16 protein-coding genes are annotated in these 20,713 nt (G+C 65.7%); 14 read left to right on the top strand and 2 right to left on the bottom strand.

Annotated features, from left to right (window positions below):
- Positions 1-126 precede the first annotated feature (126 nt).
- Positions 127-1,077 carry a nucleoside hydrolase gene (locus QO014_RS01265; protein ID WP_266346838.1) on the top strand — a complete coding sequence of 317 codons (951 nt, stop codon included), beginning with the start codon at positions 127-129 and terminating at the stop codon, positions 1,075-1,077.
- A gap of 63 nt (positions 1,078-1,140) precedes the next feature.
- Positions 1,141-2,172 carry an aldo/keto reductase gene (locus QO014_RS01260; protein ID WP_266346837.1) on the top strand — a complete coding sequence of 344 codons (1,032 nt, stop codon included), beginning with the start codon at positions 1,141-1,143 and terminating at the stop codon, positions 2,170-2,172.
- A gap of 73 nt (positions 2,173-2,245) precedes the next feature.
- On the opposite strand, the gene QO014_RS01255 is transcribed toward QO014_RS01260, so the two are convergent.
- A complete protein-coding gene (locus QO014_RS01255) occupies positions 2,246-3,034 on the bottom strand; it encodes an IclR family transcriptional regulator (protein WP_266346836.1) in 789 nt (262 codons plus the stop codon).
- Between the two features lie 346 nt (positions 3,035-3,380).
- Here QO014_RS01255 and QO014_RS01250 point away from each other — a divergent pair, with 346 nt between their 5' ends.
- The 12 genes from QO014_RS01250 to QO014_RS01195 all read left to right on the top strand — a co-directional run bounded on the left by QO014_RS01250 (position 3,381) and on the right by QO014_RS01195 (position 19,986).
- Positions 3,381-4,658 carry an L-fuconate dehydratase gene (locus tag QO014_RS01250; RefSeq protein ID WP_266346835.1) on the top strand — a complete coding sequence of 426 codons (1,278 nt, stop codon included), beginning with the start codon at positions 3,381-3,383 and terminating at the stop codon, positions 4,656-4,658.
- A 7-nt stretch (positions 4,659-4,665) separates the two neighbouring features.
- A complete protein-coding gene (locus QO014_RS01245; RefSeq protein WP_266347755.1) occupies positions 4,666-5,673 on the top strand; it encodes an aldo/keto reductase in 1,008 nt (335 codons plus the stop codon).
- A 28-nt stretch (positions 5,674-5,701) separates the two neighbouring features.
- Positions 5,702-7,018: an alpha-L-fucosidase gene (locus QO014_RS01240; RefSeq protein ID WP_266346834.1), complete on the top strand. Its 1,317-nt coding sequence runs from the start codon at positions 5,702-5,704 to the stop codon at positions 7,016-7,018.
- 68 nt (positions 7,019-7,086) lie between these two features.
- A complete protein-coding gene (locus tag QO014_RS01235; protein WP_266346833.1) occupies positions 7,087-9,531 on the top strand; it encodes a LuxR family transcriptional regulator in 2,445 nt (814 codons plus the stop codon).
- A 178-nt stretch (positions 9,532-9,709) separates the two neighbouring features.
- Positions 9,710-10,726 carry an ABC transporter permease gene (locus tag QO014_RS01230; protein WP_266346832.1) on the top strand — a complete coding sequence of 339 codons (1,017 nt, stop codon included), beginning with the start codon at positions 9,710-9,712 and terminating at the stop codon, positions 10,724-10,726.
- Complete coding sequence (locus QO014_RS01225; protein ID WP_266346831.1) at positions 10,726-11,616, top strand: ABC transporter permease; 891 nt, start codon at positions 10,726-10,728, stop codon at positions 11,614-11,616. The genes QO014_RS01230 and QO014_RS01225 overlap by 1 nt, the downstream gene beginning before the upstream one ends.
- A gap of 4 nt (positions 11,617-11,620) precedes the next feature.
- On the top strand, positions 11,621-13,291 hold the full coding sequence (locus tag QO014_RS01220) for a dipeptide ABC transporter ATP-binding protein (protein ID WP_266346830.1): 1,671 nt from the start codon (positions 11,621-11,623) through the stop codon (positions 13,289-13,291).
- 24 nt (positions 13,292-13,315) lie between these two features.
- The gene (locus QO014_RS01215) at positions 13,316-14,872 is read left to right on the top strand and encodes a hydantoinase/oxoprolinase N-terminal domain-containing protein (protein WP_266346829.1); all 1,557 of its coding nucleotides are present in this window, start codon (positions 13,316-13,318) and stop codon (positions 14,870-14,872) included.
- Positions 14,865-15,980: an S-methyl thiohydantoin desulfurase family protein gene (locus QO014_RS01210; RefSeq protein WP_266346828.1), complete on the top strand. Its 1,116-nt coding sequence runs from the start codon at positions 14,865-14,867 to the stop codon at positions 15,978-15,980. The genes QO014_RS01215 and QO014_RS01210 overlap by 8 nt, the downstream gene beginning before the upstream one ends.
- Before the next feature lie 10 nt (positions 15,981-15,990).
- Entirely contained in the window at positions 15,991-17,079 is a 1,089-nt protein-coding gene (locus QO014_RS01205) for an S-methyl thiohydantoin desulfurase family protein (RefSeq protein WP_266346827.1), read from the top strand.
- Positions 17,080-17,144: 65 nt separating this feature from the next.
- A complete protein-coding gene (locus QO014_RS01200; protein WP_266346826.1) occupies positions 17,145-18,722 on the top strand; it encodes an ABC transporter substrate-binding protein in 1,578 nt (525 codons plus the stop codon).
- 76 nt (positions 18,723-18,798) lie between these two features.
- Complete coding sequence (locus QO014_RS01195) at positions 18,799-19,986, top strand: pyridoxal phosphate-dependent aminotransferase (protein ID WP_266346825.1); 1,188 nt, start codon at positions 18,799-18,801, stop codon at positions 19,984-19,986.
- Positions 19,987-20,021: 35 nt separating this feature from the next.
- On the opposite strand, the gene QO014_RS01190 is transcribed toward QO014_RS01195, so the two are convergent.
- A complete protein-coding gene (locus QO014_RS01190) occupies positions 20,022-20,654 on the bottom strand; it encodes a DedA family protein (RefSeq protein ID WP_266346824.1) in 633 nt (210 codons plus the stop codon).
- Positions 20,655-20,713 lie beyond the last annotated feature (59 nt).

The following is a 20,713-nucleotide window of genomic DNA, read 5'->3' as shown; positions in this document are numbered from 1 at the left end:
CCCGATCAGCCGCCTGAAGCGGGGCAGTCGGCGGGCACTATCGCCCTGGGCCGGGCGCCCACGACACAAACCCGGCCGGCCGCTTGACGGCGAGCCGAATTTTTCCGCAGCGCATGGAGATGCATCTTGCCTCGCAAGCTGATTTTGGACGTCGATACCGGAACTGACGATGCCGTGGCCATCACGCTTGCGGCCCTGCATCCGGAGCTGGAGCTGATCGCGGTCACAACCGTGAACGGCAATGTCGAGATCCGCTATTGCACCGACAATTCGCTGCGCACGCTCGATTTCATCGGTCGCGGCGATATCCCGGTCTATGAGGGTTGCCCCAAGCCGCTGGTCCGCGCCGATTTCCCGATCCCGCGCGCGGTGAAGAAGGATGGCGGCATGCATGTCAACGTGCTGCCGCTGCCCGATCCGGTGAGCAGGAAGCAGGACAAGGGCGCGGTCGAATTCCTGATCGAGACCTTCCGCAACGCGACCGAGGAGATCGTCCTCGTGCCGGTCGGCCCGCTGACCAACATCGCAGCCGCGATCGCCGCCGATCCGGATTTCGTCAAGAACGTGCCGGAAGTCGTCATCATGGGCGGCGCCCATTATACCGGCAACATCACCGCCTCGGCCGAGTTCAACATCTGGGCCGATCCGGAAGCCGCCGCCGTGGTTTTCGCGGCCGGCTTCAGGAAAATCACGCTGGTGCCGCTCGACGCGACCTTCCAGGCGCTGGTATCCGGCGCGGAGGCCAAAGCGCTCGAGGATCTCGGCACCAATGCCGGCATCGCCGCCTCGCGCTTCATCGCGCAGCGCATCAAGGGCTATGATTCCACGCAGCCGATGAAGACGCTGGGCTCCGCGCCCGTGCATGACGCGGTCTGTGTCGCCTATCTCGTTCGCCCCGACCTGCTCGAGACCAAATTCGTCAATGTCCAGATCGAGACGCAGGGCATCCACACGGTCGGCCGCACGGTCTTCGACGTCAACAAGCGCGGCGACGCTGCCCCGAACTGCCATGTCGCCTTCGGCGCCAACAAGGACATCTTCATCAACATGATGATGGACGTCTTCAAGCGCGCCTGACGCGCCCCTTCGATGGGGGCTCCGCCCCCGTCGCTTCTGTCCAATCCCTGGGAGGATATGATCATGGAATATCGCACGCTCGGCACAAGTGGTGCCGTGGTTTCGAACTACGCCCTCGGCACGATGACCTTCGGCGCCGAATCCGACGAAACGACGTCGCATGCGGTTCTCGATGACTATGTCGCCGCCGGCGGCAATTTCATCGATACGGCCGATGTCTACAGCACCGGTGTCTCGGAGGAGATCATCGGCCGCTGGCTGAAAGCCCACCCGACCGAGCGCGACCAGATGGTCGTCGCGACCAAGGGCCGCTTTCCGATGGGACCGGGACCGAACGATATCGGCCTCTCGCGCCGGCATCTGAACCAGGCGCTCGACGCCTCGCTGAAGCGCCTGGGCGTCGAGCATATCGACCTCTACCAGATGCACGCCTGGGACGCCCTGACCCCGCTCGAGGAGACGCTGCGCTTCCTCGACGACTCCGTCTCCAACGGCAAGATCGGCTATTACGGCTTCTCGAACTTTGTCGGCTGGCATTTGACCAAGGCCGTCCATATCGCGAAGGCGCAGGGCTATGCCGCGCCGGTGACGCTGCAGCCGCAATACAGCCTCCTGGTCCGCGACATCGAGGTCGAGATCGTGCCGGCCTCGCTCGATGCCGGCATCGGCCTGCTGCCATGGTCGCCGCTCGGCGGCGGCTGGCTGACGGGCAAATACAAGCGCGACACCAGCCCGAGCGGCGCGACGCGGCTCGGCGAAAATCCCGATCGCGGCATGGAGGCGTTCAAGCCCCGCAATGCGCAGGAACGGACCTGGCTGATCATCGACGCCGTCGACGAGATCGCGAAAGCGCGGGGCGTCAGCATGGCGCAGGTCGCGCTCGCCTGGGTCGCGGCCCAGCCCGCCGTGACCTCCGTCATTCTCGGCGCCCGCAACCAGACGCAGCTCGCCGACAATCTGAAGGCGGCCAAGCTCGTGCTGACGCCGCAGGAGATCGCGCATTTGAGCGAAGTCAGCGCACCCGCCTGGGCCGACTACCCCTATGGCACCGGCGGTCGCGACCAGCGCCATCGCAAGATCGAGGGCGGCCGGTAGCCACCCCAGGGCGATCGATCGTCGCCCTCCCCCCGCTCTCGATGCGGACGGAGGGCGATGATCGCCGTAACGGCTATGTCCGATCGGAGGCTTCGAGAGCGGTCATCGTGCGCGACAGGTCCTGGCCCAGCTCGATGACGAGAGCCAGGACATCGTCGCGCTTCGGCGCCGCCGCGCTGTCGATGCGCTCGACGAAGGGGCAGGTCAGCGCGGCCAGCACCCTGCCCTCCGATCCCATCACCGGCACGGACAGGTTCTGCACCGCGCTGATCTGCTGGCTCGCACGCGCCTCATAGCCGCGCTGGCGGACCAGTTCCAGGATCTGGTCGAGATCGTCGGGCGCCTGCTCGTGCGGCATGCGCTCATGTTCCTCGATCATCAGCCGCCGTTCCTCGTCGCGGGCAAAGGCGAGGAGCACATGGCCGGAGCCGGTGTTCATCAGCCCGATATGCGAGCCGACCTTGATCGCGAGGCTCCAATAGCCGGGGGCGTCGACCTGCGCGATGACGACGACATTGCCGCGATCGAAGACGACGAGATGCGCCGCCTGTCCCGAGGCGCGCGCGAAGCGCCGCATCATCGGCGTGGCGCGGCTGATCAGCCGGTGCATGGGGGGATGGCGATGGGCCAGCGCGAAGAGTTTCAGCGTCAGCTCATAGCTGTCATTGGCCGTGCGCACGACATAGTCGCGCCGCACCAGCCGCTCCAGCATGCGGTAGATCTCGTTGGGCGTCCGGTTCAGCGCCTTGGAGATCTCGCCCTGGGACAGGCCCTCCTGCGTCTCCGACAGCAGCTCGAGAATATCGAGGCCCTTGTCGAGCGCCGGCGCGCGATATTTCTCGTTCTGGTCGTCGTCCGCCATCGTCCCGTCCCCTGCCTGCCGGCCGATCTTCACATTTCCACATCGCCGCCGGCAACGTGACCGGCGGAGCATATCCACGATTGACCGGCCGGCCCTCTCATGCTTACCTGTAAATAATCCATTCAAATGCTAAATCTATCATTGACTGAGCGCGTGGATCGGAGCCGGCGTCGCCGCCGCCCTGGGAGGGGAAGAACGATGATGTGATGCCTGATCGTGTCCGGCGTGCCGGGCACGATGAGGAAGCGCCATACGCCCGGCTCTTCACGCCGCCACGGCAACGCCATCGGGCATCGTCTCGCCGCCATTTCAAAAACGCGTCTCGTTCCAGATCGGATTGATCGCCATGACCCGCATCGTCGACATTCGCGTCCATGATCTCCGCTTCCCGACATCGCAATCGCTCGATGGCTCGGATGCGATGAATCCGGATCCCGATTATTCGGCGGCTTACGTCATCCTCGTCACGGATCGCGACGGCCTCGAAGGACACGGCCTGACCTTCACCATCGGCCGCGGCAATGATGTCTGCTGCGCCGCCATTCGCGCCATGCGCCACCTGGTCGTCGGCCTCGACATGGATTGGGTGCGCGAGAATCCCGGCCGCGCCTGGCACCATCTGACCGGCGACAGCCAGCTGCGCTGGATCGGGCCGGACAAGGGCGCGATGCATCTGGCGACCGGCGCCGTCGTCAACGCGCTCTGGGACCTGATGGCGAAGGAGGCCGGCAAGCCGGTCTGGCAGTTCGTCGCCGACATGAGCCCGGAGGAACTCGTCCGGATCGTCGATTTCCGCTACCTGACCGATTGCATCACGCCGGACGAGGCGCTGGACCTGCTCACCAAGGCGAGCGCCCGCAAGGCGGAGCGCAAGGCCAGGCTGCTCGCCGAGGGCTATCCTTGCTACACCACCTCGGCCGGATGGCTCGGTTATTCCGACGAGAAATTGCGGCGCCTCGCACAGGAGGCGGTCGATGCCGGCTTCACCCACATCAAGATGAAGGTCGGCCGCGACCTCGACGATGATATTCGCCGGCTAAAGGCCGTGCGCGAGGTCATGGGGCCCGACCGCTTCCTGATGATCGACGCCAACCAGGTCTGGGAAGTCGAGCAGGCGATCGACTGGGTCGGCAAGCTCCGTTTCGCCAATCCCTATTTCATCGAGGAGCCGACGAGCCCCGACGACGTCGCCGGCCATCGCCGCATCCGCGCGGGCGTGGCGCCGGTGAAGGTCGCGACCGGCGAGATGTGCCAGAACCGCACCCTCTTCAAGCAGTTCATCATGGAAGGCGCGATCGACATCGTCCAGATCGACGCCTGCCGCATCGGCGGGCTGAACGAGGTCTTCGCCGTCCTGCTGATGGCGGCGAAATATGGCCGGCCCGTCTGGCCGCATGCCGGCGGCGTCGGCCTCTGCGAATATGTCCAGCACCTCTCCATGATCGACTATCTGGTCGTCTCCGGCACCAAGGATGGCCGGGTGATCGAATATGTCGATCATCTGCACGAACATTTCATCGACCCCTGCGACATCCGCCATGCGGCCTACATGCCGCCCCAGCGTCCCGGCTTCTCGATCGAGATGAAGCCGGCTTCGATTGCCAACAACGAGTTTCGAGGCTGACATGACGATTGCAACACGCCCCCTCGGCCGCACCGGCCTCGACGTCACCGCGCTCAGCTTCGGCGGCGCCAGCATCGGCAATCTCTACCAGGCGGTGACCAACCAGGCCGCTCACGAGACGCTGCAGGCGGCGTGGGACGCCGGCATCCGCTTCTTCGATACCGCGCCGCGCTATGGCCACGGCCTCTCCGAGCGCCGTCTCGGCGATTTCCTCCGCGACAAGCCGCGCGACAGCTATGTGCTCTCGACCAAGGTCGGGCGCATCCTGACCCCGCTGCGCGGCCGCGTCATGGGCGATTACGGCTTCGTCGACGTGCTGCCCTTCGAGCAGGAATACGACTATTCCTATGATGGCATCATGCGCTCGCACGAGGCGAGCCTGCACCGCCTCGGGCTCGACCGCATCGACGTGCTCTACATGCACGATATCGGCACCGACACGCATGGCGAGGCACAGAACGCCGAATATGAGCCCGTCGCGTTTTCCGGCGGCCTGAAGGCGATGCAGGAGCTTCGCGCGGCGGGCGACGTCAAGGCGATCGGCCTCGGCGTCAACGAGGTCGAGGTCTGCCTCCGCGCGCTCGACCATGCCGATCTCGACGCGTTCCTGCTCGCCGGCCGCTTCACGCTGCTGGAGCAGGAAGCCGCACGGCCGCTGATCGCCGCCTGCCTCGCGCGCGGCGCCAGCCTCGTCATTGGCGGCGTGTTCAATTCGGGCATCCTCGCCACCGGCCCGGTCCCGGGCGCGCACTATAATTACGCCGAACCGCCGGCCGAGATCGTCGAGCGCGTGCGCCGCCTGCAGGCGGTCTGCGCCCGCCATGATGTGCCGCTCGCCGCCGCAGCCCAGCGCTTCCCGCTGAGCAACCCGGCTGTCGCCAGCGTGCTGCTCGGCGTCAGCAACAAGCGCAACCTCGATCGCAACCTCGCCTCGATGGACGTCGTCATCCCTGATGCGCTCTGGGCGGATCTGGTGGCGGAAGGCCTGCTCGCCGCCGATCTGGCACCGCGCTGATCGGCAGACGCGAACAGCGAGTGATCTCATGAACGCGCCCGTGCCAGACAGCCTGTTCCTGCCGCCGGAGAAGAAGGCGTGGTTCCTCCACGACCGCTTCGGCATGTTCATCCATTGGGGGCTCTACAGCCTCGCCGCGCGGCACGAATGGGTGAAGAGCCGCGAGGAAATCTCGAACGTCGACTACCAGAAATATTTCGACCATTTCGACCCCGACCTTTACGACGCCAGGGAATGGGCGCGGCGGGCCAAGGCCGCCGGCATGAAATATGTCGTGCTGACCGCCAAGCATCATGAAGGCTTCTGCCTCTGGGATTCGAAGGTCACCGACTACAAGGCGACCAACACGCCGGGCGGGCGCGATCTGGTGGCGGAATATGTCGCGGCGTTCCGCGCCGAGGGGCTCAAGATCGGCTTCTATTATTCGCTGATCGACTGGCATCATCCCGACTTCAAGGCGGATATCTTCCACCCCGAGCGCAACCGCGATCCGGACGCGTTCAATAAAGGCCGCGACGTCACGCGCTATGCCGCCTATATGCGAGACCAGGTGCGCGAACTGCTGACGGGCTACGGCAAGATCGATGTCATCTGGTTCGATTTCTCCTATCCCGACCGGCCCTATAACGGCCTCGCCGGCAAGGGCCGCGAGGATTGGCAGAGCGAGGAACTGCTCAGGCTCGTGCGCGAGCTGCAGCCCGATATCATCGTCAACAACCGCCTCGACCTGATCAATGCGACGGGCGAATTGCCCGACGTGACCACGCCCGAACAATATGTCCCGCAGTCCTGGCCCGTCATTCACGGGGAAAAGGCGACCTGGGAGGGCTGCCACACCTTCTCCGGCTCCTGGGGCTATTATCGCGACGAGGAAAGCTGGAAGAGCCCTGAACAGCTCGTGCAGATCCTGGTCGACGCGGTGGCGCTCGGCGGCAACCTGCTCATGAATGTCGGTCCGACGGCGCGCGGCACGTTCGATCATCGCGCGATCGCGGCACTCGACGTTTATGGCGAATGGCTCCGCCTGCATGGCCGCGCCATCTACGGTGCCGGCGCCTCCGACTATGTGGCACCGAAGGACTGCCGGCTGACGCAGCGTGGCAATCGCCTCTATGTCCATGTCTTCAACTGGCCCTTCGCGCATCTGCACATTCCCGGCCTCGGCGGCAAGGTCGCCTATGCCCAGCTCCTGCACGATGCCAGCGAAGTGCGCTGGATCGATCCGCACGCCCCGGTCGACAGCAATGTCGGCGTGCGGATCGCGGCCGATACGCTGACGCTCGAACTGCCGGTCAAGAAGCCGAACGTGACCGTGCCGGTCATCGAGCTGTTCCTGAAGGACTGACAGACCGGACGTCACCCGTCGCAATTGACGGGTGACGTCCGGCCGCTTTCTTGTCCTATATGGCGGGCATGACGACACACGCCTTCCCGCGCCCTTCGACATCGCCGCTGGCCCGGCCGACGCTTGCGGACGGTCTCCTCGCGCGACCCGAGAGCGTCGTGGTGCTGAGCGCGATCGCCGGCACGGGCAAGACCACGCTGCTGTCGGCCCTGGCGCACCGGCTCGGCCAGCCGCTTCATACCGGGCCCCTGCCCGCCACCCTGCCCGACGGCACGGAAATACTGCTCTGGGACCTCTCCCGGCATGCACCCACCGAGGCCGAAAGCGAAGCGCTCTTCGCCTGGGTCGAGGCTCAGCCGAGACGGCGAGCGCTGGTCGCGAAACGGCCCGGCGCGGCGCTCGCCGGCCTCGATCGGGCCGTGCTCTACGGCAAGGCCGTGATCCTCGACTTTGGCGCCCTCGCGCTGCGGCCGGACGAGCCGTCGTTTGACGGCATGGAAGCCACCGGATTGCCCCTCGCGTTGACGGCCGGCTGGGCCGTCCTCTGCGCGCCGCCCGCCGACGCGGGCCGCCGGGCCGCCGCGCTTCCAGCCTTTCTCGAAGCGGAGATCCTGGCCGAGCTCGATCCACGCACGCTCGCGGCGCTCGACATGCTGGTCCATGCGGCTGGCCCCGTCACCTTCGCAGCTCCGGACCCGACCGTCGCGGCGGAATTCGCGCGGCTGGCGCCGATCGTGCGGACCGACACAGAGGGCACGGGCTACAGCCTCGGCATTCCCTCGATCCGGCACGAGCTCGCCAGCGCGGTTGCGGCCGCGATGAAGCGGACGGGAAAGGCGACGCAGGCCGAAGCGCGCGCGGAAATCTTCCGCTCCGGCGGGCAGATCACCGAGGCGATCAACACGCTGCAGCAGGCCGGGCTCCACAGCCTCGCCCTCGACTGGTTCACCGAGGCGCACGGGTTCAACTACATCTACTATTACGGCTATGAGGCCTTCGACCGCGTCCTCGCCGGCTTTCCCGACGAGTTGGCCCGCGAGAGCGACGTGCTGGTCTTCAGCCTCGCCCTGCAGGCGCTGAAGAGCGGCAACCTGCCCCGCGCGCGCCTGCTGATCACCGAGCGCTTCGGTCCCAATGCCCATAGCCTCACCAAGGTCTTCGCGCCGGATTCCGAGTTCAGCCTAGCCTTTCGCTGCTTCCGCCTGATCACGATGATCTATGAGGAGGTCACGATCTCGGACCGGACGCTCGAACAGATCTTCGGCATATTGGCCGAGCTGCCGGTGCATGATCACCAGCGCCGCGGCACGTTCTACAATTCCGTACTTGAAATCTATGTCCGGCGGCGGCGCTTCGCCGAGGCGGAGGGGATCGCGGAGCGGGCGCTCGTCAGCTATCGCCAGATCGACGCGCATCTCCTCGTCTTCTACATCCACATCTTCCTGGCGGCGATCGCGCTGATGCAGGGGAATGTCCGGCAGGCACGCCCGAACACAGACGCCGCCCGCGCCAGCATGGCGAAGCTTCCCTTCGAGAGCCCGTCCGACCGGCGCATCCTCATCCTGCTCGAGGCCTGCATCGCCTATGAGGATGGCAATATCGAGCAACTGGCCGTCTTCCTCAGCGACGATCTCGATCATTTCGCCATGGGCGAGATCTGGCCGAGCCTCGCCGAATTCGCGATCCATTATGGCAGCCAGACACTGAGCCGGCACCTCTCCACCTTTGCCGCGCGGAGCTTCCTCGAACTCTGGCGCATCCAGCAATGGCAGAGCCGCCGGTTTCGCATGATGATCGAGATGCGGGAAGCGGCGATCCTGCAGAACGTCAATCGCTGGCTGGAGGCGGCGGAAAAGCTCTCCGTCCTGCAGTCGCGCATCAACCGGACCTGGGTCGAGGCCGCCGTCGACCAGCTCGTCCGCGTCGCCGACCATGACGAACTGGCGCTCGTCCTCTCCTGGCTGCGCCATCTCGTGCATGAGGTGCCGATGCGGCGGGAATTGCAGAGCCAGATCGCGGCATTGCAGATCAACGATCACGTCACGCGGCGGCAGAAGATCGCGCTCCTCGTCTGGAGCGCCTATGTCGCACGCCGCCAGCGCGACCTGACCAATGCGCGCGCCACGCTGCTCAAGGCCTATGAGGAGGCGGCGCGGCTCGCCTGCATCGCGCCGCTGATGGAGGAAATGGTCTTCCTCAAGGAGATGATCGACGACAAGCGCGTCAGCGAATTCCTGCAATCCTCGCCCATGGCGCGGCAGGTCGCGCGTCGCCTCGATGCGATCGACGCGCCGACCACGACCTCCTCGGCCAATACCGCCGGCCTGTCGCGGCGCGAGACGCGCGTCCTGCTGCTGATCGCCGAGGGCGGCTCGAACAAGTTCGTCGCCCGCCACCTCGGCATCAGCGAGGCCACGGTGAAGTTTCACCTCTCCAATCTCTATCGCAAGCTCGGCTGCACCGGCCGCCGCGAGGCGATCGCCGCCGCCCGCGCCCTCCGCCTCATCGCCTGAGCAGGCTAGCCAGCGCAAAACCTAGACTGATTTCTCCAAAACCTAGCCGTCTGTCGCCTTGAGGGCGCGGCCTCATATGGGGCCTTCTAGGGAGGCAGGGACGGTCGGTGCCTCTTTCGGCGGCGATCCGATCCGGATTGAAGAAACGGAAGGTCGAGCCCAACCGATGAACGCCGGAATGATCGAACTCTTTCTCCGACGCATTGCGGGTTTCGTTCTCGTCCTCTTCGTCCTTTCACTGATCATCTTCGTGCTCGCCCGCGTGGTGCCCGGCGACCCGGCGCGCATCGCCCTCGGCCCCCGCGCCACGCAGGAGCAGGTCGATGCGATGCGGATCAGCATGGGCCTCGACGAGCCGCTGATCGGCCAGTATTTCACCTATATCGGCAAGGTCCTGCACGGCGACCTCGGCGAATCCCTGCTCTCGCACAAGCCCGTCCGCGACGACCTCGCCACCTTCCTGCCCGCGACGCTGGAACTCGTGCTCGCGACCGTCATCCTCGTCTTCGCGGTGTCTATTCCGCTGGGCGTGCTGACCGCGCGCTATCGCAATGGCTGGATCGACCATCTCGGCCGCTTCTTCTCGCTGGTCGGCGTCACCATGCCGGGCTTCCTGTTCGCGGTGCTGCTGCAGCTCTTCGTGGCGCGCTTCGTGCCCGGCTGGCCGATCCTCGGCCGCATGGATTACAATCTCGCGCCGCCGACGGGGCCGACCGGGCTCTATCTGATCGATTCGATCGTGCATGGCCGGCCCGATGTCTTCCTGGCCGCGCTCAAATACCTGACGCTGCCGACGCTGGCGCTCGCCCTCGCCTCCATCGGCCAGATCACGCGCATCACGCGCTCGGCCATGATCGAGAACCAGCGCAAGGATCACGTGCTGACGCTGCGCTCCTTCGGCGTGCCGACGCGGGTGATCGTGTTCCGCTATCTGCTCAAGCTCTCCTCGATCGCGCCGCTCACCATTCTCGGGCTCGAATTCGCCTCGCTGATCGGCAACGCCTTCGTCGTGGAAATGGTGTTTTCCTGGGGCGGCTTCGCCTCCTACGGCCTCTCCGCCATCATGCAGAAGGACCTCAATGCCGTGATGGCGGTGGTGCTCGTCTCCGGCTGCTTCTTCGTGGTCGCCAATCTGGTGATCGACGTGATCCTGACCCTGCTCGATCCACGGCTGCGCCTCAGGGAGGCACGCTGATGTCGGTCGAGGACATTTCCATCGTCGAGGCCACCGACGCACCGGCGCTGACCGCGCGCTACATGACGTGGTACCGCTTCAGCCGGAACCCAGCCGCGATCATCGGCACGATCATCGTCGTCTCCGTCGTTCTGATCGCGATCTTCGCGCCCCTGCTCGCGACCTATCCCAAGCATGTCGGCGCCGTGGTCGATTTCCGCGCCCGCCACCTGCCGCCCGATGCGCTGCACTGGTTCGGCACCGACAAGGCCGGTCGCGATATCTTCACGCGCGTCTTGTTCGGCTTCCGTGTCTCGCTGCTGCTGGTCGTCGGCGTGCTCGGCATTTCGGTGCCGATCGGCGTCACGCTCGGCCTGCTCGCCGGCTATTTCAAGGGTCCGGTCGAGCGCTTCATCTCCGGCTTCACCAATGTGATGCTGGCGATCCCGCCGCTCGTCATGGCGCTCGCCGTCGGCAATGTGCTGGAGCCGAACCTCGTCAACGCCATGCTCGCGATCACCGTGCTCTGGTGGACCTGGCATGCCCGCCTCGTCTATCGCGTGGCGAAATCCGTGGCGGTCGAGGATTTCATCGAGGCGGCGCGGCTCTCCGGCGCCAGCCACTTCCACATCCTGACCCGCGAGATCCTGCCGAACTGCATCTCGGTCATCTCGGTCAAGACGACGCTCGACGCGGCCTTCGTGATCATGTTCGGCGCGACGCTCTCCTTCCTCGGCCTCGGCGTACAGCCGCCGACGCCCGATCTCGGCTCGATGATCGCCGAGAGCCGCCAGTTCCTGCCGGAGAAATGGTGGGAAGTCCTCGCCCCCGGCATGGCGATCTTCTACGCGACGCTCGGCTTCAACCTGCTCGGTGACGGCCTCCGCGACATGTTCGATGTGGAGACCTGAGCCCGTGGCCGTTCCGCTTCTCAGCCTCGACAAGCTCAATGTCGGCTTCACGACCTATGGCCGCCGCTTCCATGCGCTGAAGGACGTGTCGCTCTCGATCGAGAAGGGCCAGCGCGTCGCCCTGATCGGCGAATCCGGCTCCGGCAAATCCGTCACCGCCAAGGCGATCCTTGGCACGCTGCCGGAGAACGCGACCGTCGAGGGCGGCTCGATCGCCTATGACGGCTACCAGCTCTTCTCGATGTCGCCGGGCGAGCGCGAGGCGCTGAAGGGCACCGCCTTCTCGATCATCATGCAGGACCCGCTCTCGTCGTTTAATCCGGTGTTCCGCATCGGCCGGCACCTCGACGACGTGATGTATTACGCCGACCAGCGCCTGAACCGCGCGTCGGGCGCCCGGGAACGGCAGGCGCGCATCTTCGAGGTGCTGCGCCAGGTGCAGCTCGACGATCCCGAACGCGTCTTCAACGCCTATCCCTCGCAGCTCTCCGGCGGCATGCGCCAGCGCGTGCTGATCGCGCTCGCCCTGCTGCATCAACCCAAGCTCTTGATCGCCGACGAGCCCGGCACCGCGCTCGACGTCACGACGCAGGACGAGATCATCAAGCTGATCAACCGCCTCGTCGACGAGAACGGCCTGTCGCTCCTGATGATCACGCATAATCTCGGCGTGGTGCGTCAGACCGCCGACCAGATCTATGTGATGCGCAAGGGCGAGATCGTCGAGACCGGCTCGATCGACGAGATCCTGACTGCACCCAAGAAGGACTATACCCGCGCGCTGATCGACGCGATCCCGACGCTCTATGGCCCCCGGGTCGTGGACCAGCCGCTCTCCGGCGGCAAGCCGATCATCACGGTTAGGGGCGTCGACAAGATCTTCGAGGAGAAGAGCTTCTTCGGCCGCGGCCGCAAGCATCACGCCGTCAAGGATGTGAACCTCTCGATCGCCGAGGGCGAGGTGTTCGGCCTCGCCGGCGAGAGCGGCTCCGGCAAGACGACGGTGGCGCGCATGATCATGGGCATGATCGCGCCCTCCTCCGGCACGATCGACGTCGCGATTTCGCCCGAGCAGATGGCGTCGCGCCTGCGCCCGATCCAGATCGTCTACCAGAACCCCGGAACCTCGCTCAATCCCAAGCGCAGCGTGGCGCAGACGCTGTCCGTGCCGCTGGTCCATTCCGGCCTCGACCGTGCCGCGCGCCAGGCCCGCATGATCGAGTTGCTGCGCCAGGTCGACCTGCCGGCCGCCTATCTCGACAAATATCCGCACGAGCTTTCCGGCGGGCAGAAGCAGCGCGTCGCCATCGCCCGCGCGCTCGCCGCCAATCCGCGCATCCTGGTGCTCGACGAGCCGACCTCGGCGCTCGACGTCTCAGTGCAGAAGAACGTCATCGCGCTTTTGCAGAAGCTGCGCGACGAGCTTGGCCTCACCTATCTGTTCATCTCCCACGATCTCTCGCTGATGCGCAATTTCTGCTCGCGCATCGCCATCATGCTGAAGGGCGAGATCGTCGAGGAAGGCACGCCGGCCAAGGTCTTCGCCGCGCCCGAGCACCCCTATACCAAGGCCCTGATCGCCGCGATCCCCGTCATGAGCGACGCGGAAGAGCGCGAGAAGCCCCAAGTCACACGCGAAGAAAGAGAACGTTTCCTGGTCCGCCAAGCGGGCTGAGAGGCATTTCGAAGGAGAGCTTTGTTGTACCGTTTGGGAATAGACGTTGGCGGCACGAATACCGATGCCGTGGTCATGCAGGGCTCGACGGTTCTGGCCGGCGTCAAGGCATCGACGACCGAGGACGTCACGTCGGGCGTGATCGAGGCGCTGGAAGGCGCAATCGAAAAGGCCGGCATCGACCGGTCGAAGATCTCGAATGTCATGATCGGCACGACGCATTTCACCAATGCCGTGATCGAGCGCAAGCATCTGAACCCCGTCGCCGCGATCCGGCTCGGCCTGCCGGCGACCGCGTGCCTGCCGCCCATGGTCGACTGGCCCGAGGATCTGCGCGAGGCCGTCGGCTATAATGGCTACCTCGTCCGCGGCGGCTACGAGTTCGACGGCAACCCGATCGCGCCCCTCGACGAGGCCGAGATCGAGCGCATCGCCGGCGACATCAACGCCAAGGGCATGAAGGCCGTCGCGATCACCTCCGTCTTCGGTCCGATCAACCGCGCGATGGAAGAGCGCGCCAAGGCGATCATCGAGGCGCGCTGCGACCTGCCCGTGACGCTCTCGAGCGATATTGGCCGCATCGGCCTGCTCGAGCGCGAAAGCGCCGCGATCATGAATGCGAGCCTGCTCTCGCTTTCGACCCGCACCGTCGACGCCTTCGCCAAGGCGCTCAAGGATGCCGGCCTCTCCTGCCCGTTCTACATCACGCAGAATGACGGCACGCTGATGGGGGCCGAGACGGTCAAGGCCTTCCCGGTGCTGACCTTCGCCTCCGGCCCGACCAATTCGATGCGCGGCGCCGCCTTCCTGACCGGCGTCAAGGAAGCAATCGTCGTCGATATCGGCGGCACCACGTCAGATGTCGGCGCGCTGCATCTGGGCTTCCCGCGCCAGGCGGCGACGGTCGTCGACATTGGCGGCGTGCGCACCAATTTCCGCATGCCCGACGTGTTCTCGATCGGCCTCGGCGGCGGCTCGCTGGTGCGGACGGCGCCCTCGGGCAAGGTCACGGTCGGCCCGCAATCGGTCGGCTACCGGATTACCAAGGAAGCCATGGTCTTCGGCGGCGAGACGCTGACGGCGACCGATATAGCCGTCGCGCTCGGCAAGGCCGATGTCGGCGATGCCTCGCGCGTTGCGAATGTCGACCGCGCGCTCGTCGAAGCCGCGCTGGCCGAAATCGTGCGCCTGCTCGAAACCTCGGTGGAGCGCAGCCGCATCTCGCCCGACCTGATCCCCGTGATCGCGGTCGGCGGCGGCTCGATCCTCATGCCCGACAAGCTCGGCGACCTGACCGTCATCCGGCCGGAAAACTTCGCCGTCGCCAACGCGGTCGGTGCCGCGATCGCGCAGATCTCCGGCGAGGTCGACCGCGTCTATGCGCTCGAAAACGGCCTGACGCGCGAAATCTGCCTGAAGCAGGCGGAGGAAGAGGCGACCGGCAAGGCGATCGCCGCCGGCGCGGTGCTGGAGACCATCCAGGTTCTCGAACGCGAAGACGTGCCGCTCGCCTACCTGCCCGGCAATGCCACGCGCATCCACGTCAAGGTCGTGGGCGAGATGGGCGGCACCCATGTCTGATGCGAGCGCACTGATCGACAATGAAAAGTTGTGGGTGCTGACCGAGGCCGATCTCGACGCGCTCGAAGTCGGCGCGGCGATCCTCGGCACGGGCGGCGGCGGCAATCCCTATATCGGCAAGCTCCGCGCCCGCGAGGCGATCCGCAACGGCCACAAGCTCTCCATCCTGCCGCTCGACGCGGTGCCGGATGAGGCGAAGGTCGTCTCGCTCGGCGGCATCGGCGCCCCGCTCGTGGCCTATGAGCGCATCAAGGAAGGCCGCGAGGGCGTGCGCTGCATCCGCGCGCTGGAAGAGCGGCTGCAGATCAAGATCGACGCGATCGGCTGCGAGGAAATCGGCGGCGCCAATGCGATGGAGCCGCTGATCGCGGCCGCGCAGGCGGGCCTCCCGGTGGTCGATTGCGACGGCATGGGCCGCGCCTTCCCCGAAATGCAGATGACGACCTATTCGATCTATGGCCATCGCTCGACGCCGAGCGTCATGTGCGACCTGCACGGCAATGTCGTGATCTTCGACCATGCCGCCTCGGAACTCTGGCACGAGCGCATGGCGCGCGCGCTGGTCGTTTCGCAGGGCGGCGCGTCGACGCTGGCCAGCGCACCGATGAGCGGGGCCTTCGTCAAGAAATTCGGCATTCCGCACGCCTATACCCACGCGGTCGCGCTCGGCCGCGCGGTACTTGAAGCGCAGCGGACCCATGCCGATCCGATCGCGGCGATCTGCGAGCAGGAAGGCGGCCGCCGGATCTTCAGCGGCAAGATCACGGACCTGAAGCGGCATATGCGCGGCGGCTTCGTGTTCGGCGAAGCGTTGCTGACGGGCTTCGATGCCTATGCCGGCGACGAGGCTTCCGTCCTGATCCAGAACGAGAACCTCGTCTTCCACCGCAATGGCGAGATGGAAGTCGTCGTCCCCGACCTGATCATCGTGCTCGACATCGACACCGGCACGGCCATCACGACGGAAATGCTGCGCTATGGCCAGCGCGTCGCGATCCTGGCGCTGCCCTGCCATCCGCTGATGCGGACACCGGCGGCGCTCGAAGTCGTCGGCCCCAAGGCCTTCGGCTTCCACGACATGATCTATCGCCCGATGGCCGAGAATTGAGGAACGGACAATGAGCAGCGTTCTGATCAACGCCGAGGACATGGACGCCATCGCGCTCGGTGGTGCCTTCCTCGGAACCGGCGGCGGCGGCGATCCCTATATCGGCAAGCTGATGGCGCAGCAGGCGATCCGCGAGCACGGCCCCGTCACGGTGATCTCGCCGATGGATGTGGCGGATGACGCGCTCTGCGTGCCGGTCGCCATGATGGGTGCGCCGACGGTCATGCTGGAAAAGCTGCCGCGCGGCGACGAGGCGCTGGAAGCGCTGCGCCAGTTGGAGCGCTTCCTCGGCAAGAAGGCCGATGCGCTGATCTGCATCGAGGCCGGCGGCCTCAACTCGACCATTCCCTTCGCGGTCGCGGCCGCGACGGGCCTGCCGCTGATCGATGGCGACGGCATGGGCCGGGCCTTCCCGGAGCTGCAGATGGTCAGCCTGACCATGCACGGCATCAAGGCGACGCCGCTGGTGCTCGCCGACGAGAAGGGCAACACCTCGATCCTGAACACCGTCTCCAATCTGTGGACGGAACGGCTCGCCCGCGCGCAGACGGTGCAGATGGGCGGGGCGGCGCTGATCGCCTCCTACCCCATGACCGGCGCGCAGATGAAGGTCGGGCTGCTGCACGACACGCTCTCGCTCATCAAGGGTGTCGGCGAGACGATCAAGTCGGAGCGCGACGCCAAGCGCCACCCGGGCGACGTGCTGACCAGGCGCTTCGACGGCCGCAAGCTCTTCACCGGCCGCGTGACCGACATCGAGCGGGCGACCACGGGCGGCTTTGCCCGCGGCAAGGCGATCTTCAAGGGCGTCGACGCCTATGCGGGACGGACCTTCTCGATCGACTTCCAGAACGAGTTCCTGGTCGCAAAGGATGGCGAAGGCCGCCTGCTCGCGACCACGCCGGACCTGATCTGCGCGCTCGACGCCGATGGCGGCCTGCCCGTCACCACCGAACAGCTCCGCTTCGGCCTCGCGGTCTCGTTCATCGGCCTGCCCGCCAATCCGCAATGGCGCACGCCGGCCGGCCTCGATCTCGTGGGCCCGAAATACTTCGGCTACGACCACCCGTTCACGCCGGTCGAAGCCCTGCATCCCTGACGTCAACTGCCTTCCAGACAATGACAATGACTCCCGCAAACCGGGGAACCAAAGGAGAATCGACGATGAGAAAGACGCTTCTTGCGGCAGGGCTCTTCGCCCTCGCCTGCACCGCCAGCCTGACCCCGCCCGCGCTCGCCGCCGAGAAGGTTGCGATCACGGTCAATGCGACGCAGATCTTCGGCACGATCGATCCGGCCAAGGTCACCGACTATACGAGCTACATGGCCGCGGTGAACCTCTATGACGGGCTCACCACCGTCGCACCGGACGGCACGATCATCCCGCAGCTCGCCGAGAGCTGGACCGTCTCGCCCGACAACAAGACCTACACCTTCAAGCTGAAGCCCGGCGCCACCTTCCAGGACGGCACCCCGGTGCAGGCCTCCGACGTCGTCTATTCGCTCCAACGCCTGCTCGCGCTCAATGAAGGCCCGTCCTATCTGTTCGCCGGCCTGATCGGCCCGGAGAGCGTCAAGGCGATCGATCCGCAGACGGTCGAGATCACGCTGAACAAGGTCTATGCGCCGTTCATCGCATCGACGCCGCTGATCCTCGTGGTCAATGAAAAGCTGGTCAAGGCGAACAGCAAGGACACCTGGGGCGAGGCCTATCTCTCGGACGCCACCGCAGGCGCCGGTCCGTACAAGCTGATCAAGAACACCCGCGGCTCGGAACTCGTGATCGGCCGTTACGAGGGCTATCATGGCGGCTGGACCAAGGGCACGCCGATCGACGAGATCCGCTTCGTCATCACCTCGGACGACGCCACCGCCAAGGCGCTCGCCCAGACCGGCGAACTCGGCCTCTCCTCCTCGACGCTGACCAGCGCCACCTTCGACGCGATTGGCGCGCTGCCGAACTACAAGATCCTCGAGCACGCCACCTCGACCGGCTTCTATATCAAGCTGAACAGCAAGCTGGCGCCGACCGACGACGTCCATATCCGCCGCGCGATCGCGCTCGCCATGGACTATGACACGATCCGCAACGTGATCTTCCCGGGCGCACCGCTGAACGGCCCGCTCGCCTCGACCTTCAAGGGCGCCTATCTCGACACGCTCTCCGCGCCGGTCTTCGATCTCGAAAAGGCCAAGGCCGAAGTCGCGCTGTCGAAATATGCCGGCCAGGAGCCCATCAAGATCAGCCACGCCTATGTCGCCGGCCTCGGCTTCGAGGATGAGATTGGCCTGATGTTCAAGTCGAACCTCGAGCAGATCGGCTTCGAGGTCGCGCTGCAGCCCGAGCCCTGGAACCGCATCACCGAGCTCGCCGCCAAGCCCGAGACCACGCCGAACACGACGCAGGTCTTCAACGGCGCCACCTATCCCTCGCCGGACAGCATCTTCTACGTCCAGTATCATTCCAAGGCCAAGGGCACCTGGTCGTCGATGGAGTGGCTGGAAGATCCGGAGATCGACGCGCTGATCGACAAGGCCCGCGAGACGACGGATGTGCCGGCGCAGAACGCGATCTACAAGGATCTGCAGCAGAAGCTGGTCGACCGGCAGAGCGATGTCTATATGCTCGCGGAATCGCAGCGTTATGCGGCGAACAAGTGCTTGCAGGGCTACCAGTGGGTGCCGATGATGAGCTGGGACCTGAATTTCTCGAACTTCTGGTGGGATTGCAGCAAGGGCTGATCGCCCGACGCAGCCAATGCCAAAGAGCGAGGGGCCGGTCGGACGACCGGCCCCTCCTGATATCTGGAGATCCCGAATGACGCGTGAGACTTCCGCCTTCCCGCCGACCGCCCGCCCCGCCATCGGCGCGCTGGCCGCCTCCCGCATTCGCGTCATCGCCAATGCCGCCATGGGACGGCGGGACATGGCCGCGTTCTGGTTCGGCGAAAGCGACCAGCCGACCCCCGATTTCATCACCGAGGCCGGCATCGCCTCGCTGCGACGGCATGAGACCTTCTACAGCCAGAATCTCGGCCGCCCGGCGCTGCGGAGCGCCATTGCCCGCTATAGCAGCGCCCTGCACGGGATTTCGATCGACGAAGGCCGCGTTGCGGCCGTCGCCTCCGGCGATTCAGGCCTGATGCTGACCTCGCAATTGATCGTCTCGCCCGGCGACCGCGTCGTCGTCGTCACGCCGATCTGGCCGAACATCGCCGAGATCCCGAAGATCATGGGCGCCGACGTGGTCCGCCACTCCCTCGTTATCGAGAATGGCCGCTGGCGCCTCGACGTCGAACGGCTGATCGAGGAACTGACGCCGGATACCCGCATGTTGATCGTCAACTCGCCCAACAACCCGACGGGCTGGACGATCGAGGCCGAGGACCAGGCCGCTCTTTTCGCCCATTGCCGGCGCCATGGCATCTGGATCCTCTCGGACGATGTCTATGAGCGGATCGTCTTCCGGCCCGGCCTCAATGCCGCGCCGTCCATGCTGAGCCTCGCCGATCCCGAGGACCGGCTGATCGTCGTCAACAGCTTCTCGAAGGCCTGGCGCATGACCGGCTGGCGCGTCGGCTGGATCACTGCGCCGACGGCGATCATGGACGATCTCGCCAAGGTCATCGAATATAATACCTCCTGCATTCCCGACTTCACCCAGCATGCCGCGATCGCCGCGGTCAGCGATCCCCGCAGCGAGGACGAGGTGCTTCGCTTCCGCGCCGACCTCGCCCGCTCGCGCGCGCTCCTCGTCGACGGGCTGCGCGCGCTCGGTTCGGTGGATGTGCCTGAGGCGGATGGTGCGATGTACACATTCTTCCGGATCGAGGGCCGGCCGGACTGCATGGAGCTCGCGCGCGGTCTCGTCGAGAAGGTCGGCCTCGGCCTGGCGCCGGGAAGCGCCTTCGGGCCTGAGGGCGATGGCTGGCTGCGCTGGTGCTTCGCGGCCGCGCCGGAGAAGATCGAGGACGGGCTCGACCGGCTGCGCACGTTCCTGCGCTGAAACGCAACGGCAGGCAACGCCAACGCAACGGAGAGCTAGCCGCGGCCAACCCGTTGGTAACGCCGGGCGACGAGCTTGAAGAGCACATAGCCGAGCAATGCCACCACGATCGCGCCGATCGACCAGGGCACGACCCGGTCGGCCGGCAGGTCCAGCCAGTCCAGCGACAGGCCGATAAAGGCCCCCGGCAGGATATGGGCGGGCCCCCACACAGCCGCTGACAGCACGTTGGCGACGTAGAATCGCGCCGGCTTCATCCCGACGATTCCGGCGACCAGCGGTATGATCGCGCGGATCGTCGGCACGAAGCGCCCGATGAAGACGCTCTTCGCGCCATGACTGCGAAAGAAAGCCTCTCCCAGGGCCAGGATTCCGGGGCGCTGTCGGAACGGCCAGACGGTCGGAATCAACGCCTTGTAGCGATGGCCGAGCCAATAGGAGATGCCGTCGCCGATGATCGCGCCCAGAATCGCGAAGAAGATGACGGCGCCGAGGCTGACATGGCCGAGCCCCGCGACCGAGCCGACCGCGATCAGAATCGCTGTTCCGGGCACGAAAATGCCCACGATCGCGAGCGATTCGGTCATCGCGGTCAAGAAGACCGCCCAGTTCGTCCAATGCGGATGTTGCGCGATCAGGTCGATGATCACCTGGACCCAGTGTGTCATCGGACCATGCCGCGCATGATACTCCCAATGCAGAAGGCCTTTCGGCCGCTGCTATCTGG

This window comes from Kaistia dalseonensis (assembly GCF_030814715.1).
Classification (GTDB): domain Bacteria; phylum Pseudomonadota; class Alphaproteobacteria; order Rhizobiales; family Kaistiaceae; genus Kaistia; species Kaistia dalseonensis.
This window is presented reverse-complemented; position numbering and strand designations above follow the sequence as displayed.

Excerpts from the sequence above, each read along its gene's own strand:
- QO014_RS01260 (WP_266346837.1), top strand. The coding sequence starts at position 1,141 with ATGGAATATCGCACGCTCGGCACAAGTGGTGCCGTGGTTTCGAACTAC.
- QO014_RS01255 (WP_266346836.1), bottom strand. The coding sequence starts at position 3,034 with ATGGCGGACGACGACCAGAACGAGAAATATCGCGCGCCGGCGCTCGAC.
- QO014_RS01250 (WP_266346835.1), top strand. The coding sequence starts at position 3,381 with ATGACCCGCATCGTCGACATTCGCGTCCATGATCTCCGCTTCCCGACA.
- QO014_RS01240 (WP_266346834.1), top strand. The coding sequence starts at position 5,702 with ATGAACGCGCCCGTGCCAGACAGCCTGTTCCTGCCGCCGGAGAAGAAG.
- QO014_RS01235 (WP_266346833.1), top strand. The coding sequence starts at position 7,087 with ATGACGACACACGCCTTCCCGCGCCCTTCGACATCGCCGCTGGCCCGG.
- QO014_RS01230 (WP_266346832.1), top strand. The coding sequence starts at position 9,710 with ATGATCGAACTCTTTCTCCGACGCATTGCGGGTTTCGTTCTCGTCCTC.
- QO014_RS01225 (WP_266346831.1), top strand. The coding sequence starts at position 10,726 with ATGTCGGTCGAGGACATTTCCATCGTCGAGGCCACCGACGCACCGGCG.
- QO014_RS01210 (WP_266346828.1), top strand. The coding sequence starts at position 14,865 with ATGTCTGATGCGAGCGCACTGATCGACAATGAAAAGTTGTGGGTGCTG.
- QO014_RS01205 (WP_266346827.1), top strand. The coding sequence starts at position 15,991 with ATGAGCAGCGTTCTGATCAACGCCGAGGACATGGACGCCATCGCGCTC.
- QO014_RS01200 (WP_266346826.1), top strand. The coding sequence starts at position 17,145 with ATGAGAAAGACGCTTCTTGCGGCAGGGCTCTTCGCCCTCGCCTGCACC.
- QO014_RS01195 (WP_266346825.1), top strand. The coding sequence starts at position 18,799 with ATGACGCGTGAGACTTCCGCCTTCCCGCCGACCGCCCGCCCCGCCATC.
- QO014_RS01190 (WP_266346824.1), bottom strand. The coding sequence starts at position 20,654 with ATGACACACTGGGTCCAGGTGATCATCGACCTGATCGCGCAACATCCG.